The organism is Microbulbifer jejuensis (genome assembly GCF_047289955.1).
Classification (GTDB): domain Bacteria; phylum Pseudomonadota; class Gammaproteobacteria; order Pseudomonadales; family Cellvibrionaceae; genus Microbulbifer.
This window is the reverse complement of record NZ_JBLBUB010000012.1, coordinates 61,293-79,021: the sequence shown is the minus strand read 5'-3', so window position 1 is coordinate 79,021 and position 17,729 is coordinate 61,293. Positions and strand designations below refer to the sequence as shown.

General features: G+C 53.1%; 12 protein-coding genes. 10 read left to right on the top strand and 2 right to left on the bottom strand.

Features of this window, described 5'->3' with window-relative positions:
- Window positions 1-134: 134 nt before the first annotated feature.
- From ACL7TT_RS09475 to ACL7TT_RS09460, 4 genes are all read left to right on the top strand, one after another.
- Entirely contained in the window at window positions 135-851 is a 717-nt protein-coding gene (locus ACL7TT_RS09475) for a SapC family protein (protein ID WP_413394961.1), read from the top strand.
- Between the two features lie 6 nt (window positions 852-857).
- A complete protein-coding gene (locus tag ACL7TT_RS09470) occupies window positions 858-2,357 on the top strand; it encodes a tryptophan halogenase family protein (protein ID WP_413394960.1) in 1,500 nt (499 codons plus the stop codon).
- Window positions 2,354-3,913 (top strand): tryptophan halogenase family protein, encoded by a 1,560-nt coding sequence (locus ACL7TT_RS09465; protein WP_413394959.1) that lies wholly within the window; start codon window positions 2,354-2,356, stop codon window positions 3,911-3,913. Before ACL7TT_RS09470 ends, ACL7TT_RS09465 begins: the two co-directional genes overlap by 4 nt.
- Before the next feature lie 189 nt (window positions 3,914-4,102).
- Window positions 4,103-5,353 (top strand): sugar MFS transporter, encoded by a 1,251-nt coding sequence (locus ACL7TT_RS09460; protein ID WP_413394958.1) that lies wholly within the window; start codon window positions 4,103-4,105, stop codon window positions 5,351-5,353.
- A 353-nt stretch (window positions 5,354-5,706) separates the two neighbouring features.
- Here ACL7TT_RS09460 and ACL7TT_RS09455 read toward each other — a convergent pair whose 3' ends face one another.
- Together ACL7TT_RS09455 and ACL7TT_RS09450 are read right to left on the bottom strand one after the other, a co-directional pair.
- Window positions 5,707-6,555, bottom strand: coding sequence for a LytR/AlgR family response regulator transcription factor (locus ACL7TT_RS09455; RefSeq protein WP_413394957.1), 849 nt, complete (start codon window positions 6,553-6,555; stop codon window positions 5,707-5,709).
- The gene (locus ACL7TT_RS09450) at window positions 6,552-7,472 is read right to left on the bottom strand and encodes a sensor histidine kinase (protein ID WP_413394956.1); all 921 of its coding nucleotides are present in this window, start codon (window positions 7,470-7,472) and stop codon (window positions 6,552-6,554) included. Before ACL7TT_RS09450 ends, ACL7TT_RS09455 begins: the two co-directional genes overlap by 4 nt.
- 908 nt (window positions 7,473-8,380) lie before the next feature.
- Here ACL7TT_RS09450 and ACL7TT_RS09445 point away from each other — a divergent pair.
- The 6 genes from ACL7TT_RS09445 to eno all read left to right on the top strand — a co-directional run bounded on the left by ACL7TT_RS09445 (window position 8,381) and on the right by eno (window position 17,626).
- A complete protein-coding gene (locus ACL7TT_RS09445; RefSeq protein WP_413394955.1) occupies window positions 8,381-9,718 on the top strand; it encodes a sugar MFS transporter in 1,338 nt (445 codons plus the stop codon).
- A 388-nt stretch (window positions 9,719-10,106) separates the two neighbouring features.
- A complete protein-coding gene (locus ACL7TT_RS09440; RefSeq protein ID WP_413394953.1) occupies window positions 10,107-11,873 on the top strand; it encodes a cellulase family glycosylhydrolase in 1,767 nt (588 codons plus the stop codon).
- A gap of 276 nt (window positions 11,874-12,149) precedes the next feature.
- The gene (gene tilS, locus ACL7TT_RS09435; RefSeq protein WP_413394952.1) at window positions 12,150-13,460 is read left to right on the top strand and encodes a tRNA lysidine(34) synthetase TilS; all 1,311 of its coding nucleotides are present in this window, start codon (window positions 12,150-12,152) and stop codon (window positions 13,458-13,460) included.
- 125 nt (window positions 13,461-13,585) lie between these two features.
- Window positions 13,586-15,220 carry a CTP synthase gene (locus ACL7TT_RS09430; protein WP_413394950.1) on the top strand — a complete coding sequence of 545 codons (1,635 nt, stop codon included), beginning with the start codon at window positions 13,586-13,588 and terminating at the stop codon, window positions 15,218-15,220.
- Window positions 15,221-15,282: 62 nt separating this feature from the next.
- On the top strand, window positions 15,283-16,128 hold the full coding sequence (kdsA, locus tag ACL7TT_RS09425; protein ID WP_299944999.1) for a 3-deoxy-8-phosphooctulonate synthase: 846 nt from the start codon (window positions 15,283-15,285) through the stop codon (window positions 16,126-16,128).
- Between the two features lie 211 nt (window positions 16,129-16,339).
- Window positions 16,340-17,626, top strand: a complete 1,287-nt coding sequence (gene eno, locus ACL7TT_RS09420; RefSeq protein WP_299944996.1) for a phosphopyruvate hydratase — start codon at window positions 16,340-16,342, stop codon at window positions 17,624-17,626.
- The last annotated feature ends 103 nt before the right edge of the window (window positions 17,627-17,729 follow it).

Below are 17,729 nucleotides of genomic sequence, written 5' to 3'. Positions count from 1 at the left end.
ATGCTGCGGCCGTGGGCAGAGGCGCGTATTAGAATTACAGGCATTTCCGCCGGATTTTTGAATGCGACAGCCAAAAAGGCGGTGGACAATTTATTCAATACCGGTTGAATAAAAATGACAAGAGAGTCGTATGGGTGACCAATATTGTAATTCTCGACAGTAAGCGCAACCGAGATATCAAGGTGGCATTTGAACCCAGGTTAACTCCTCAGGATGGCCTGGGCCATATTCAGGTTTTTCCTTCAGAGTTAGAGGCTGCCCATAAAGAATTTCCGGTTTTCTTTAAAAAACATTCAGGAACCGGCCAATTTTTTTTGGTGGCTATACTTTCCCTGCAGGAAAACGGCAATATATTTTCAAGTGATGGTAGTTGGGACTCCCGCTATATCCCCCTGATGTCCCGGCGCGGGCCCTGTATGATTGGTCGCAGTGGCGGTTCATTGAGCCTGTGTGTGGATTTGAATGATGCACGCGTAGGGGAGCAGGGGCAACGCTTGTTTGATGAACAGGGCTTCACCACTGACATTGCAAAAGAAGCTGCCGGCATACTCTTCCTGATCCACCAGGGGAAAATTCAGAGCGACCACCTCATGGATGCGCTCAATGCTGAATCCCTGATTGAGCCGATTTCCGTAGCCTATCCAAAGGGCGCTCCCTTGTGCAATTTGCAGGGACTCTATTCCATTAATCCAAGGAAACTGCAGGATTTGCAGCCTGACCCCCTCCAGCAGCTCAATAGAAGCGGGGCTTTGCGAAGTGCCTATTTGCTTGCCAGTTCCGCAGCAAACCTGGATAAACTCTGGCAGGGTGAAGAGCAGATGCCCAATGCCGATAAATCCAGCGAGCGTTGAATCGATATGGACAGAATCCATCAAGTCGTTATTGCGGGAGGGGGAACGTCCGGGTGGTTGGCTGCATCAGCTATTGCCAAACTCTACGGTAAACAGGTAAAGGTTACCCTGGTGGATTCTGCAGAGATTGGGCGTATCGGTGTTGGGGAGGCAACAATACCGCCTCTGAGGAATTTTCACCGTCTGCTTGGCATCCAGGAACCTGAGTTTATGTCAGCAACCCAGGCCACTTTTAAGCTGGGTATTGAATTCAAGCACTGGGCACAGCGGGGTGATAGCTATATCCACTCTTTTGGCATTACCGGTAAGGATTGCTGGGCCTGTGACTTCCATCATTTTTGGCTGGCAGGTCGCGAGAAAGGATTGGCAAGTGAGTTTGGCGACTACTGTGTGGAGTTGCAATCTGCGCGAAAACAGCGCCTATTGCCGGGAGATGCCGGAAACTTGAATTATGCCTATCACCTCGATGCGGGTTTATATGCGGAATTTCTTCGACATCATGCGCTGAAGCATGGATGTAGTCATGTTGATGGAAAAATAGAGCGGGTAGAAATTACGGGAAGCAATGGTTATATCGATGCACTGGTACTTGAAGATGGTACCAGAATTCAGGGAGACTTGTTTATCGATTGCAGCGGCTTTCGTGCGCTACTTATCGGTTCCGCCCTGAACGTCGGCTTTGAATCCTATGGGCATTTTTTGCCTTGTGATTCGGCGATCGCCGTTCAGAGTACTGCACAGGACCAGTTGCGCCCGTACACACAAGCGATAGCGCAGGAATTTGGCTGGCAGTGGTGTATTCCACTACAAAACCGGATGGGCAACGGTCTGGTCTATAGCAGTCAGTATGTGACTGATACCGTTGCGGGTGAACGCTTGTTGCAGAATTTGTTCACCGAACCGCTCTCTGAGCCCCGCCGGTTTCGCTATCGGACCGGGCGGCGCAAGTTGGCGTGGCACAAGAATTGTGTGGCCATTGGTCTGTCGGGCGGTTTTCTCGAGCCGGTGGAGTCCACGTCCATACATCTAGCCATGTCGGCAATTCTGCGTTTGCTAAAGTTATTCCCCAGGAATGGGATTTCTGACCTGGCGATGACCACTTTTAATAAGCAGACTCGTGGCGAGATTGAGAGGATCAGGGATTTTATTATCCTGCACTACAAGGTGACGGAGCGCACAGATAGCGCTTTCTGGCGATACTGTAACACTATGGCGATTCCAGATTCACTGGCGGGCCGCTTGGCATTATTTCGTGAAACAGGTGTGTTGTCTGGGACAGAGAGAGAACTTTTTCAAATCGATTCCTGGGTGCAGGTGTTACTTGGACAGCGGGTGGTACCCAACGACTACCACCCCATTGTCGATCTTATGAGTGACGATGAGCTGGGAAAATTTCTATTGAGCTACAAAAAATTTGTTGAGAACAGAGTTTCGGCCTTTCCCACACACCGTCAGGCGATAGAGCGATATTGCAAGGGCCGCTCGCAAGCGGATACCTGTGCATGAACAGGATGATTAAACGGGTGGTTGTGTTGGGTGGTGGAACGGCGGGCTGGATAACTGCTGGGGTGCTTGCTGCAGAGCATTGTGGTGAGAATGCGTGCGGCCTGCAAGTGGTATTGGTGGAATCACCGGATATTCCGGTGATTGGCGTGGGTGAAGGGACCTGGCCGACAATGCGCAACACCTTGCGTAAGATTGGTCTCAGCGAGACCCAACTGTTTTGTGAATGTGACGCCTCCTTCAAGCAGGGGGCAAAGTTCTGCGGCTGGAAAACCGGCAAGGCGGAAGAGTTCTATTACCATCCATTGATGGTGCCTGAGGGGTATGGGGAGGTTGATCTGGCGAGAGGGTGGCAGGAAGAGGAGGTGAGTGCGTCTTTTGCCGATCGTGTGAACTTCCAAAGTCATTTGTGCGAACGCGGCCTGGCGCCTAAGCTGATGACGACACCGGAGTATGCTGCCATCGCCAACTATGCATACCATATCAATGCGGGAAAACTCGGCAAGCTGCTGGCGCGCCATTGCCAAGAGAAACTCGGGGTTGTGCATCACCGGGTAAAAATTGACGGTGTGCGCAGTCATAATAATGGGGATATTGCCGCTTTGTTACGCGAGGGAGGTGGAGAAATTCCTGGTGATCTGTTTATCGATTGTTCCGGCAGCGCCGCCCGTCTAATCGGCCAGCACTTTCAGGTTCCTTTTATGTCCTGCATCAATCTACTGTTTAATAATCGTGCGGTTGCGGTACAGGTGCCCTATGCCCGTGAAAATGATCCCATCGCTTCTCACACCATCGGGACTGCACAAAAGGGAGGTTGGATTTGGGATATTGGCCTCCCTACGCGCAAGGGGGTGGGGTATGTGTATTCTAGCGCGCATATAGAGGACGACGCTGCCTACGAGGCACTGAGGGTCTACTTGGGGCAATGCCTTCCCGCGCAACAGGTCAATACACTAACTTATCGCCAGCTTACCTTTGAGCCTGGCCACAGGGCCAAGTTCTGGCATAAGAATTGTGTTGCTGTGGGTATGGCCGCGGGCTTTGTTGAACCCCTGGAAGCCTCAGCGCTGGTACTGGTGGAGATGGCAGCAGCCATGATCAGTGATGATCTTCCGGTGGACAGAGCGGTGATGGACACCATTGCCCAGCGCTATAATCGTCGGTTTGAGTATCGCTGGGCGGGTATTATTGATTTTCTGAAACTGCACTACGCGATTTCCAAGCGTGATGATACCACTTACTGGCGTGATCATACCCGCGAAGCCACCGCTTCAGAGCGTTTACAGGAATGGTTGCAACTGTGGAGCCGGCAGCCTCCCTGCAAATATGACTTCCCCCTGGTGGAGGAGGTTTTTGCCTCCGCAAGCTGGCAATACGTACTCTATGGAATGGGATTTAAAACCCAACCGAGACCCACAAGGCATCGTGCGCATAACACGGAAGACTACCAGAAACTTATCACACAGAATAAGAATTTCGCCCGGCAGTGCTTTTCTGCCTTGCCGAAAAACCGTGAGCTCGTTGAAAAAATCCAACGCTATGGGTTGCAGCGGGTTTAACCTGCTTCGTCAATCTGACTGCGGACGTCCATGTTGTCTTCAATTTTTACCCTTTTGTCGAAAACCATTGGGGCACAGCTGCGCTAACATGATAGAAAAGAGCGGCATGAATAAATGGCTTGATAGGTACGGGTTTTCCATCACCCAACCGAATCACCTGCCAAGGCTGTACTCTCAGGATCAATCACTATGACATTATTGCAAAGTAACACAGCATCTGGTGCTGCGCAGTTGCAAGCCGGCGACCAGTCTGCGCAAAGATTTGCGCTGGTGGCTTTGACTTCTCTGTTTTTTCTGTGGGGGTTTATCACCTGCCTAAACGATATTCTTATCCCCTATCTGAAAGGGATTTTTGATCTGAACTATGCCCAGGCCATGCTGGTGCAGTCCTGCTTTTTCGGAGCCTATTTTCTGGTATCCCTTCCCGCCGGTGCCCTGGTATCAAGAATCGGATACCAAAAGGGCATTGTGACGGGGTTGGGTGTTGCCGTGTTGGGCTGCTTGCTGTTTATTCCCGCCGGGCGTATGGAAATTTATGCGCTTTTCCTGGGGGCCCTGTTTGTTCTGGCTTCCGGTATCACTCTGCTGCAGGTATCGGCGAATCCCTATGTAACGGTATTGGGTGATGAGCACACAGCGGCCAGCCGTCTCACTATGACCCAGGCTTTTAACTCTCTGGGTACAACGATAGCCCCCCAATTCGGGGCGATAATGATCCTGCCGGCGGCAGGGGTAGCGGCCAGCGCTGCAGGAGCCTCCGCGGTTGCAGTGCCGTACCTGATACTGGCAAGCTCGCTTGCGGTTCTGGCCATTGTGTTTGGCATTCTCAATTTGCCACAAATGACCGCCCATACCGTTACCAAGGGACAGGCTGAGTCAGCCTGGAATTACCGCCACTTGGTGCTGGGTGCGGTAGCCATTTTCCTGTATGTGGGGGCTGAAGTCTCTATCGGCAGTTTCCTGGTGAACTTTATGGCCGAGGATTCCATTGCCGGTCTGGAAGAATCGGAGGCGGCATTTTTTGTCTCATTATACTGGGGTGGGGCCATGGTGGGCCGCTTCGCCGGTGCACTGATCATGCGATATATTGCCGCCGGAAATGTATTGGCTGTATGCGCGATCGTCTCTTGTATTCTGCTGCTAATCACAGTGATTGGCGATGGCTATCTGGCAATGTATGCGGTACTGGCGGTGGGCTTGAGTAACTCCATTATGTTCCCGACGATTTTCAGCCTGGCAGTGGCCAAACTTGGCCGTGCTACCAGCCAGGGTTCGGGGATTTTGTGTCTGGCAATTGTCGGCGGTGCTGTTGTACCTTTCCTGCAGGGCTTGCTGGCCGATCGTGTGGGTATCCAGCTGGCATTTGTTCTGCCAGTGTTCTGTTATCTCTATATTCTCTATTATGGGATCGCCGGGCATCGCCCGAATAAACGCGCTTGAAGGACTACCTCCCCTCTCCTAAACGCTTTGCGCCGGTGTCTGTATGCCGGCTTTTTTTGATATTGAGCAGGGGGTGTGCCCTGCAAAACAATTGAAAATTAAATATGGATTAGAAAAACTCCACTGGAAATGAGTGCAGGTGGAATTTTCGACGCTTTGGACTTACTGACAAGGCGGAAGAGAAGAATACCCTCCTCTCGGGACCGTATGAGGCATGGACGCCGATTACGAGCATACAGGGAGGTATTCACAACGTGTTCCGAGAGGAGGGTATTCTTTGCTTCCGACCCGGTAGTAAACAGGAATTCAGTATCGACAGTGAAAACCATTAAGTGGTATTTGTTAGGCTATGGTTAAGAGGCTTTTGCTGCTGCCTGTTGGGCTCTGTGGTTGGAGTCCAGAAATGTCTTGATTGGCTGGCGATAGTTTCGGCTGACTTTGACCTTGGCACCACTACTGAGGGTGAGAAAGTACTCGCCTTTAGTCAGCACCTTGATATGCATAATACAATTCAGGTTTACCAGGGTGGATCTGTGGATGCGCTTGAAGTTATACGGGCACAGTTGCTTTTGCAGGTCCTTGATTGTGCTGCGCATAACGTGTGTCTCGCCTTTCACATGCACACACATATAGTCACCAGCTGCGTCAATCCATTCGATATCCTGTTGGTTTACCATGGTGATGGTGCCGCGATCCTTGATGGCCAGGCGATGGGAAAAAGGTTGCGTTAGCGCATTTTCACCAGATAATTTACCTTGCCGGCTGGCATCTGCAATTGAGTTAAGCAGGCGACCCTTTTGCCCTAGGCGGCTGCCATCCTGTGACGAGTGCATTTGCTGTAGCCGCTGGCGGACCCGCTCCAGTGCGGTTTGCAGGCGCCTGCTGTCCAGCGGTTTTAACACATAGTCCACGGCGTGAACTTCAAACGCCTTCAGTGCGTAGCGGTCGTAGGCTGTCGTGAATACGATCAGCGGCATGGTGTCGCCTTGCAAACGGCGGACTACTTCAAAGCCATTCATACCGGGCATTTGTACATCGAGGATCAGTAGATCCGGAGCGCTGTCGAATACAGCCTGCAGTGCTTCCCGGCCATTCCGACAGCAGGCGACAATCTCTAAATCCTCGAATTCCTCAAGCATACTTTTCAGCAGTCGCAAGGCGAGGGGTTCGTCGTCCACCAATGCGACAGTGAGTGTGTTCATAGGGTTTCTCCCTGTGTTAGATGGGTAGTATGTGTAGGTATTTCCAACGGAATATCAATACGCACCAGCATGCCGGAATCCGTTTTTTTACACTGTTCTATATGGAAATTCTGTGGATACAGATTGCAAAGGCGCTCTCGTACATTTTTCACGCCGACGCCGGTAGAGGTAAAATGGCACTCCAACGTATCAGAAAACCTGCTTGAACAGCCGGTATCAGTGACTTCCAGTATCAGGCGGGAACCGGCATGTTGTGCGCTAATGGCGATAGTTCCACCGAGTTCATTGGGGGCAATGGCGTATTTGACTGAGTTTTCCACCAAAGGCTGTAGCAGCATGCTGGGCACCTGAGCGTTCCGCGTCTGCTCATCAATAGACAGGTCCACGATTAGCCGGTCGGCGAAGCGGGTCTTTTCGATTTCCAGGTAAAGCAGTACGGCTTCAATCTCCCGTTCCAGCGCGATTTTCTGCATCGGATCTTCTTTGAGCGACAGACGCAGGAAGTCGCTGAGGCGTATTACCATTTGGCCGGCCTCATCGGCCTGCTCAAAACGGATTAGCGCATTGATGGAATTCAGCGTATTAAACAGAAAATGCGGGTTGAGCTGATAACGCAACATTTTCAGTTGTGCCTCACTGGCAATAGCCTCAGCTTGCAGTCTGCGTAGTTGTTCGTGTTCGTTCACTGCAGCAACCTCAAGCATTTTTCTGTGCTCAACTTGCAGCAGAAGATGATATTTCACTCCGCAATAGAGAGCGCTCCAGAATAAAAATACGAAGAGAGAGGCGTAATACCAGCCGCCAAATTCAGACCAGATGGAGTGTTCGCCGCTCAGGCGGATATAGGCCTCCATCCTCACCAGCGTCCAAATCCCGGAGATCACCGCCACTGCAAGCAGATAGATAACTGTGCGCACGGCGAGCTCTGAACCCCAGGCTATGTCGAATATAGGTTTGAGAAAAAGCGACAGCACAAAAGCGATAACGCATTGAAACAGGGTATTTGCCGGTTCAAAGTTTGGCCATTCTGAGGGGGAATGCCACAGGCTGAGTGAAAGAAAAGTGACCAGCAATATCCCCGCCCAACTCACTAGCTGCAACTTCCAAAACCAGCGGTTGGACTGAATATCAGTGCTTAGGTTGTTATTTTGACGGGTTGAGTACTGCATGATGTCCCGTTTTTTTAATATTATGAAAATGCCGGGATAGACGCTCACCATCGCCTTCATTATTATCCTGTAGATACTACCTCGGCTTGCCCGGTCCCGCCAGGGCCAGGCAATGCAAACCTTCCGGCTTATCCCTCAAATAGTCCTTTTTGCCGGATTTTGGGGTGAACAATAAAGTAAATTCCGGCAATCTGGGCTTGGTTGACAACTTTTCTCTGGCCGGGCTTGGTGGCGGGAATCGGTGGTCTTGCCTGTACCTGTTGCATGGATTGTAGAAATTAAGCCGGCTATCCGTGAAATCGCTGTGTTCGGCTTTGAGAGTAATCAGAGGGGTTGTTCTCAAGATTTACTGAACTGAGCAAGTGATTTTGAAGGGGAGTAGCTTGTGTATGATTCAGTTCTTGCTGACTTACTACCGGGTCGGAAGGAAAGAATATCCCTCTCCCAGGACACGCTGTGAATACATCCTTGTACGCTCGTAATCGGCATCCATGCCTTATACGATCCTGGGAGTGGGGTATGCTTCCTTCCTGCTTTACTAGTAGATCGGGTGAATGCGCGCTTTTATGCAGTTTTTGTCGCGGTGGGGTTGTAGGATTTGGGATGAGTGGATTGATTGGGGTAAATGTACTATTGGTTTTGGGAATTACTTTTCGATGAGCCAGATGTTGCCCGAGTCGCGGCGCACCCCTGAGGAGATAGTGGTTAAGGAATCGGGTCATAAGGGCTCAGTGCCGGCGGGCGTTGCCCCCGGCTATTTCAATCTGGCTGCCCTGACTTCTTTATTTTTGATCTGGGGGTTTATTACCGGCCTTAATGATGTGCTGGTGCCGCACCTGAAAAATGTTTTTGAGCTGAGTTATACCCGGGCCGTATTGGTACAGTTCTGCTTTTTTGCCGCTTACTTCCTGGTCTCGGTACCTGCGGGATTGCTGCTGCGCAGAGTGGGTTATCAGTTAGGGCTGGTGCTGGGCCTGTTGGTTGCCTGTGCCGGTTGTCTGATATTTATTCCAGCGGCACGCTTGCAAATCTATGGGGTATTTTTACTGGGACTCTTTGTATTGGCCTCAGGAATTACCCTACTGCAGGTATCTGCCAATCCCTATGTTATCGCCCTGGGTGGCGCCCGCTCGGCACCCAGTCGGTTGAATCTGACCCAGGCATTTAATTCTCTGGGAACGACGCTCGCACCAGTCATTGGTGGTGCGGTATTTTTTACCGCGATCTCTGTGGGCTCTGACCCGGATACTGCCGCGAATATAGCTGAATTTCGTGCCCGTGAAGCGGCATTGGTGGAGACCCCCTATTTCTGGCTGGCGGTCATATTGTTGCTGATGGTGGCCTTCTTCTCCTGGATACGTCTGCCGGTGATCCCCAACCACCTGAAAGCCCCCGGGCGTGGGGTACTTGAAAAAGATGTCTTTTCTATTTGGCGATTTCCCAGGTTGACTTTGGGAGCGGTGGGTATCTTTGCCTATGTTGGGGCTGAAGTTGCTATCGGTAGCTTTCTGGTGAGCTTTTTCGGGGAGCCTTCAGTAGCAAGAATGCGACCCTTTGAGGCCGCACACTTTGTCTCTTTGTATTGGGGCGGTGCGATGATAGGCCGCTTTGTCGGCGCATTGCTTCTGCGCTACGTCTCTGCCGGGAAAATGTTGGCGGTCTGTAGTCTGGGCTCAGTAGCGCTGATTGCGGTGGCTATGCATTCCTCCGGTGCTATTGCTGTGTGGTCAATCGTTGCGGTTGGGCTGTGTAATTCGATTATGTTTCCAACCATATTCAGCCTCGCCCTGCGCGGGTTGGGTGGGCATACCTGTCAGGGTAGTGGTGTGCTTTGTATGGCAATCGTGGGGGGGGCAATCATTCCGCTTTTACAGGGCCTGGTCGCAGATAACGCCGGTATCCAGGTTTCATTTCTGGTGCCTCTGCTGTGTTATTGCTTTATCGTCTACTACGGGGCCTTCTCGCCGGATTTGCGTGGAGATGCAGAGGAGTAAGGCCGTCATCGCCTCTGTGATGGAGCGATGCTTGAACTTGCCTGGCGCAATTCTATGATCCTGTCGGGGCAGGGCGATAGTCGTATTTCCGATACAACTGACAATATGTGCAGGACGCAGGGTCCGTATCGCCTTGAGAAAGAACCACTTTACCTGATTTTTATTGCCCAATGTCGGTGTGGAATGAATGATAGATTCGCGGTGTAGCGGGCTCTGGGACGCAGGTACAGCTGAGGAAATCACAAATCCCTATCCGTAGATATATCCTTTGGGCATAGAAACTGCGCATTGCAAGATGCGGTGGAACAAGAATAATTAGCGAAGGATAAAAATAGTAATGAGAAAGCACACAACAAACAATTGTATTTTCCGCTCTGGGCGGGCCATTATGGCATTATTGACAGGCTGGTGGCTGTTGCACTCCGCCGGTGTATTCGCAGTGGACCCCCTGAGTGTCAATGGCAACCAGATTTTGATTGGTGGCCAACCAGGCAGCCTTGCGGGCAATAGCTATTTCTGGAGTAATAATGGCTGGGGTGGAGAAAAATACTACAATGCGAGCACTGTCAATTGGCTGAAGTCGGATTGGAATTCTACACTGGTCCGTGCTGCAATGGGGGTTGAAGACGGTGGGGGATATTTTGAAGATCCGGCCGGTAACGAAGCCAAGGTGCGAGTGGTAGTGGACGCGGCCATTGCCAATGATATGTACGTTATTATTGATTGGCACTCGCACTATGCCCATACCCATGACTGGAGCCAGGCGATCAATTTCTTTAAGCGTATGGCCTCTGATTACGGTCATACAAACAATGTGATCTATGAAATTTACAATGAGCCCAAACAGGTTTCCTGGAGTAGTGATGTCAAGCCTTATGCCGAGTCGGTGATCAGTGCCATACGCGCTATCGATCCAGATAATCTGATTATTGTCGGAACACCGACCTGGTCTCAGGATGTCGACGAGGCTTCTTATAACCCAATTAGGGGTTACGCCAATATTGCCTATACGCTGCATTTTTATGCTGGTACGCACGGCCAATACTTGAGAGACAAAGCGCAAACTGCACTCAACAATGGCATTGCGCTATTTGCCACTGAATGGGGAACTGTGAATGCAGACGGCAATGGTGGAGTGAATCATGGTGAAACGGATAGTTGGATGGATTTTCTGAAGTCCAACAATATCAGTCATGCAAACTGGTCAATCAATGACAAAAATGAGGGGGCTTCTGCCCTCTGGCCTGGGGCGAATACAGGTGGCGGCTGGTCTGCCTCCAGTTTGACTGAATCCGGGAATAAAGTGCGTCAGATTATTCGATCCTGGGGAGGGAATACACCTCCAACCCCGTCCGACTGCGACATAGTCACCTTGCCCGCAAGAATTGAAGCAGAGGATCTCTGCGAGATGTCCGGTGTTCAGATTGAGAGCACTACGGATGTGGACGGTGGCAGCAATGTTGGCTATCTCGATGCAGGCGACTGGATGAGTTACAAAATCAGTGTGCCCAGCAGTGGTGGCTATACGGTGTCCTACCGGGTGGCTGCGATGGGTACCGGCGGCGTATTGCAGTTGGAAAGACGTGGCGGTTCACCGGTATATGGTCAACTTGATATCCCCAATACCGGTGACTGGCAAAGCTGGACCACGATTCAACAGACTGTTCAACTGGATGCCGGAGAGCAGGAGATAGCCATTGCGGTTCTGGGTCCCGCCTGGAATCTCAATTGGTTGGATATTCAGAGCAGTAATAATAACCCCGACCCACCCAGTGAGGGGATCGTTATCGAAGCCGAGAATTACACTTATATGGGTGGCGTACAGGTTGAGCCCACCAGTGATATCGGTGGAGGACAGAACGTTGGGTGGATAGATGTGGGAGACTGGATGGCGTACCACGATATTGATATCCCTTCGAGCGGAAACTATACGGTAGAGTTCCGTGTGGCGGCCCTGGATGGTGGCACCCTCAGTTTTGAACGCGCAGGTGGCAATCCTGTTTATGGTACATTGGGAATTCCCGATACGGATGGATGGCAAAACTGGACAACGATTTCCATGACCGTTTACCTGGATGCCGGGAGGCAGAATTTTGGAGTCGGCGTGCCCCAGGGGGGATGGAACCTGAACTGGATACGATTCACCCGGCAGTAGAAGGGCGCACAGGGGGATTAACCCTCACTGGCTTTTTGCTGGCTGGGTGAATGCGGTACGCAGAGGTGCCGTCGCAGGCTGGCGCAATGTATTGAAAGCCCGGCAACGCCACGCAGTTACCGGGCTTTCAAGGGCAGCAAGCAATACCGGATTGATTGCCGGGTAAATGACAATTTCTCTCCAATCCCATCCTGTCTTCCCTGGGGGCATCCTCTTTCCGCCCGGATCATACATTTGAGTATACTGTGGCGAGGTTAATAACGGGCTTGCCATCCAGTGACATGCACTATTCCAGAACCGCTTCCGACACGCCTGCAGGCGGCACTGCAGCGCCACCCTGTGTCAGGTCATCTCTGGGTCGGCTTCTCCGGTGGCCTGGATTCCACGGTTTTGCTGCATCTGCTCGCCAGCTGCCAAATTCCCGTGCGGGCGCTGCATGTGCATCATGGCTTGAGCGCGAATGCGGACCGGTGGTTGAGCCACTGTCGAGAGTTCGCCAGTAGTTTGTCGGTACCCTTTACCGCGGTGCGGATACATGTGGATTCAGGAAAAGGAGGGTTGGAGCAGCGGGCCCGCCGGGCGAGGTATCGGGCTTTTGCCCAGGCGATGTCTGTGGGGGATCAGATTCTGCTTGGCCACCACGGCGATGACCAGGCAGAGACCTTCCTGCTGCGCCTCATGCGCGGTGCAGGTGTATTGGGTTTGGCCGGTATCGCGGAATCACGCACCGTGGGTGCGGGCAGGTCCCTGTTGAGACCGCTGTTGGGGGCGAGCCGTGCTGAGCTGGCGGCCTGGGCTGCGGATCACGGGCTCAGCTGGATCAATGATGAGAGCAATGCCGATGAGTCGCTGGATCGCAACTACCTGCGCCACAGGGTATTGCCTGCGCTTTCCGCGCGCTGGCCGGCCAGGCAGCGGGTTGCGCGGGCAGTGGACAACCTGCGGGAATCCGCCGAATTGTTGCAGGCGTTGGCACTTGCGGATCTGCACGACTGTGGATTCCGGCGGGAGCGCTGTGGGGAGAGTCTGGCGCTGGGGGTGTTTGCCGGTCTGAGTTTGGCCCGGCGCAAGAACCTGTTGCGCTACTGGAGTTTGCAACAGGGCGGTAAGGCGCCGGAGTGGGCCCCTTTACAGCAGGCACTGGCACAGTTGGGCGCGGCGGCAGCCGATGCCCAGGTTGCAGTGCAACTGGGAGGCAGAGTGGTGAGGCGCTATCAGGGACGCTTGTATCTGACCCCTGAGTTGGTGCATTACTCAATGAAAGAGATTGGGGACCAGTGGCGTTGGGATGGTATCTCCGAGTTGCTTCTGCCGGGAGGCGGTGTGCTGGCACCCTCACCGGGCTGGCCAGGTTCAGAGTATCGGGTCCGCTATCGTCGCGGGGGTGAACGGGCACATCCATCGGATCGGGTACACTCCCAGACCCTGAAGAAGTTATTGCAGGAGCGGGCCCTGGAGCCCTGGCTGAGAGACAGGGTGCCACTGGTGTATCGCGCGGGGGAACTGGTGGCCGTCGGCGGCCTGTTTACCTGCGAAGTGGCCGGCCTCACCCAGGCACCGCCGCCCAGATGGCAGTTTTCCGATTGAGTGGAAAGGGGTTTTCTGCTAGTCTGGCCCCCCGTCTCAATGGCACCGGGACAAGCTGGATTATACGCCCGGGCCTGCCCTGTAAGCTTGACTTTCATCGAGCACCCAACTGATCAAGGTTTTGCATGACGCGCTATATATTTGTCACTGGTGGCGTGGTTTCCTCATTGGGAAAAGGAATCGCCTCCGCCTCTCTGGCCGCTATTCTCGAGGCCCGTGGTCTCAAGGTAACCATCCTGAAACTGGACCCTTACATCAACGTGGACCCGGGCACCATGAGCCCCTTTCAGCACGGGGAGGTCTATGTCACAGAAGATGGTGCTGAGACCGACCTAGACCTGGGTCACTATGAACGTTTTATTCGCACACGGATGTCCAAGCGCAACAACTTCACCACTGGCCGGGTTTACGAAACCGTACTGCGCAAGGAGCGCCGCGGAGACTACTTGGGCGGTACCGTACAAGTGATCCCCCATATTACTGACGAGATCAAGCGCCGCGTACTGGAAGGCGGTCGCGATATGGATGTGGCCATCGTCGAGATAGGCGGTACCGTCGGCGATATCGAATCCCAGCCATTCTTGGAATCCGTGCGCCAGCTGCGCGTTGAGATGGGCATAAACCGCGCACTGCTGATTCATCTGAGTTATGTCCCCTTTATCACCACCGCTGGAGAAACCAAAACCAAGCCGACCCAGCATTCCGTCAAGGAGCTGCGTTCCATTGGCCTGCAACCGGACATACTGCTGTGTCGATCCGAGCGTGAGATCCACAAAGATGCCCGCCGCAAGATCGCATTGTTCACCAATGTGGAGGAGCGCGCGGTTGTCCCCTTGCCCGATGCCAAAACCATCTACGGTGTACCGCGCCTGCTGCACAGCCATGGTCTCGACGATATCGTTGTGGAAAAGCTGCAGTTGGAATGCCAGGCCCCGGACCTGTCCGAATGGGACAGGGTAGTGGATGGCAAGCTCAATCCCCGCAAAGAAATCAGGGTTGCCATGGTTGGCAAGTATATGGAGTTGCTGGATGCCTACAAGTCGCTGATCGAATCCCTCACCCATGCGGGGATCAAACACCGCTGTAAAGTGGATATTGACTTTATCAATGCGGAGGACGTAGAGGGGCCGAATGGTATCGATCTGATTGCGGGCGCCGATGCAATCCTGGTACCCGGCGGTTTCGGTGGGCGCGGTCTTGAGGGTAAGTTGGAAGCCGTGCGCTACGCCCGTGAAAACGATATCCCCTACCTGGGTATCTGTCTTGGATTGCAGTCGGTGGTGATTGAGTTCGCCCGCAATGTGCTCGGCCTAGAAGGTGCCAACAGTACGGAATTCGATACCAAGACGCCACATCCGGTGATTGGCCTGATCACAGAGTGGATTGACAGCGAAGGCAATGTAGAGACGCGCGATGAGCAATCCGACCTCGGTGGTACCATGCGTCTGGGGGGCCAGGAGTGCCGTCTGGCAGAGGGCTCCAGAGCCCGTGAAATTTATGCTGCAAATGTGATTATGGAGCGCCACCGTCACCGTTATGAAGTGAATAATAATTATGTCGACCGCCTGCAGCAGGCTGGCCTGAAGGTCGGCGGCTTTTCAGCGGATGATACACTGGTGGAAATGGTTGAACTGCCGAACCACCCTTGGTTTGTCGCCTGTCAGTTTCACCCGGAATTTACCTCCACACCCCGCGATGGCCACCCGCTGTTTGAGAGCTTTGTTGCCGCAGCCATGCAGCAGCATGAGAGTCGGGGCTAAAATAAAAAATACCATTCCGCCACTGGCTGAAAAGGCCTGGGGGAAAGAACAGGAAACAGACAGTGAAAACCATTGATATCGGAAATATTCAGATTGCGAATGACAGGCCCTTTGTTCTGTTTGGCGGTATGAATGTACTGGAGTCCCGCGATCTGGCCATGCAGGTGGCAGAGCACTTCGTTGAAGTCAGCCAAAAGCTGGGTGTTGCGTATGTTTTCAAGGCCTCTTTTGACAAGGCTAACCGCTCCTCGATTGGCGCTTATCGCGGGCCGGGAATGGAAGCGGGCCTGAAGATTTTTCAGGAAATCAAGGAGACCTTTAATGTTCCCCTGATTACCGATATTCACGAGCAGTCCCAGGTGACGCCTGTGGCCGAGGTTGTGGATATTATCCAGTTGCCCGCTTTTCTTGCCCGCCAGACCGATCTGGTAGCGGCCATGGCCGCTACCGGGGCAGTGATCAATGTGAAGAAGCCGCAGTTTATGAGTCCGCCCCAGGTGAAAAATATAGTGGGGAAATTTGCCGAGTGTGGCAATGAAAATATTATTTTATGTGAGCGCGGGACCTGTTTTGGCTACGATAACCTCGTGGTCGACATGCTTGGCTTTCGCACCATGATGGATGCTTCCGCAGGGGCCCCGGTGATCTTTGATGTGACTCACTCGCTGCAGATGCGCGACCCCTCTGGTGCCGCATCCGGTGGGCGCAGGGCACAGGTTACAGAACTGGGGCGCGCGGGCCTGGCGATCGGTATCGCCGGTTTGTTCCTCGAAGCGCATCCGGAACCGGACAAGGCCCTGTGCGATGGGCCCAGCGCGCTGACTTTGGACAAGCTGGAACCTTTCCTTGCACAAATGAAAGCGGTGGATGATCTGGTTAAAAGCTTTGCCGCACTGGATACAAAATAACAGCAAAAAATATTCGCGGGGAACCCCTTTCCCGGATGCGGTATGCTTATTACAGTGGCACTTCCGTTGCGAAACGGCTGTCAATACCTCAACCGCGGAATGATTGTCCGATCGGGTGTCGCTTATACGGCGATACTCTTCGCGCAACAGTTTGTATCCCCTTTTCAGTCATGACCTGTTTTTGAGTAAGTATGATATGGAGCCCGTTTTAATGAGCAAGATTGTCGCTGTTAAAGCCTACGAGGTGCTGGATTCCCGCGGTAACCCTACCGTTGAAGCCGACGTGATTCTGGAAGATGGCTCTATCGGTTCCGCCTGTGCCCCCTCCGGCGCATCCACCGGTTCCCGCGAGGCGCTTGAGCTGCGCGATGGGGACGAGGCCCGTTATCTTGGCAAGGGCGTTCTGAAGGCTGTTGAGAATATCAATACCATCGTTGCCGATCTGCTTAGAGGCATGGATGCAGTGGATCAGCGCGCCCTGGACAAAGCGATGATCGATGCCGATGGTACTGAAAACAAAGCCAGGCTGGGCGCAAACACCATCCTGGCTGTATCCCTGGCTGCAGCCAAAGCCGCGGCGGCGTCGAAAAAAATCCCGCTGTACCAGCACATTGCAGAAGTCAATGGTACTGCCGGTCAGTATTCCATGCCGGTCCCCATGATGAATATCCTCAATGGCGGAGAGCACGCCGACAACAACGTGGATATTCAGGAATTTATGATTCAGCCGGTAAAAGCCACAACTTTTGCCGAGGCTCTGCGCCAGGGGGCCGAGATTTTCCACAGCCTGAAAAAAGTGCTGTCGTGCAATAAGCTCAGTACTGCCGTAGGGGATGAGGGCGGCTTTGCCCCGAACCTGCCCTCCAACGAGGCGGCTCTGAAAGTGATTGCCGAAGCGGTGGAAAAGGCCGGTTACACCCTGGGTGATGACATCGTCCTGGCGCTGGACTGCGCCTCCTCCGAATTTTACAAGGATGGCAAGTACGATCTGGCAGGAGAGGACAAGCAGTTCGACAGTGAAGGCTTCGCCAACTACCTGGCTGAGCTGTCTTCCAACTACCCGATCCTGTCCATCGAAGATGGTATGGATGAGAGCGATTGGGATGGCTGGAAAATACTGACCGATAAGATTGGTGAGAAAGTGCAGTTGGTGGGCGATGACCTGTTTGTGACCAATACCAGGATCCTCAGAGAGGGTATTGAAAAGGGGGTGGGCAACGCCATTTTGATCAAGTTCAACCAGATCGGCACTCTGTCGGAAACGTTGGACGCCATCAAAATGGCCAAAGAGGCCGGTTACACCGTAGTCATTTCCCACCGTTCCGGTGAAACCGAGGACACCACGATCGCAGATCTGGCCGTCGCCACCGCCGCGGGCCAGATCAAAACCGGCTCTCTTTGCCGCTCGGACCGTGTCGCAAAGTACAACCGCCTGCTGCGTATCGAAGCGGAGCTGAATGGTGCTGCGGCCTACCGAGGCCGGGCTGAATTTACCTGATAGTTCTTGCCTGGTGCTAGCGCACAGCGGGAGATACCCGCTGCAGCGCATGTTCACCCGGTCATCAAATCGGGCTTCGATGACTTTACTGACTGTCGCCCTT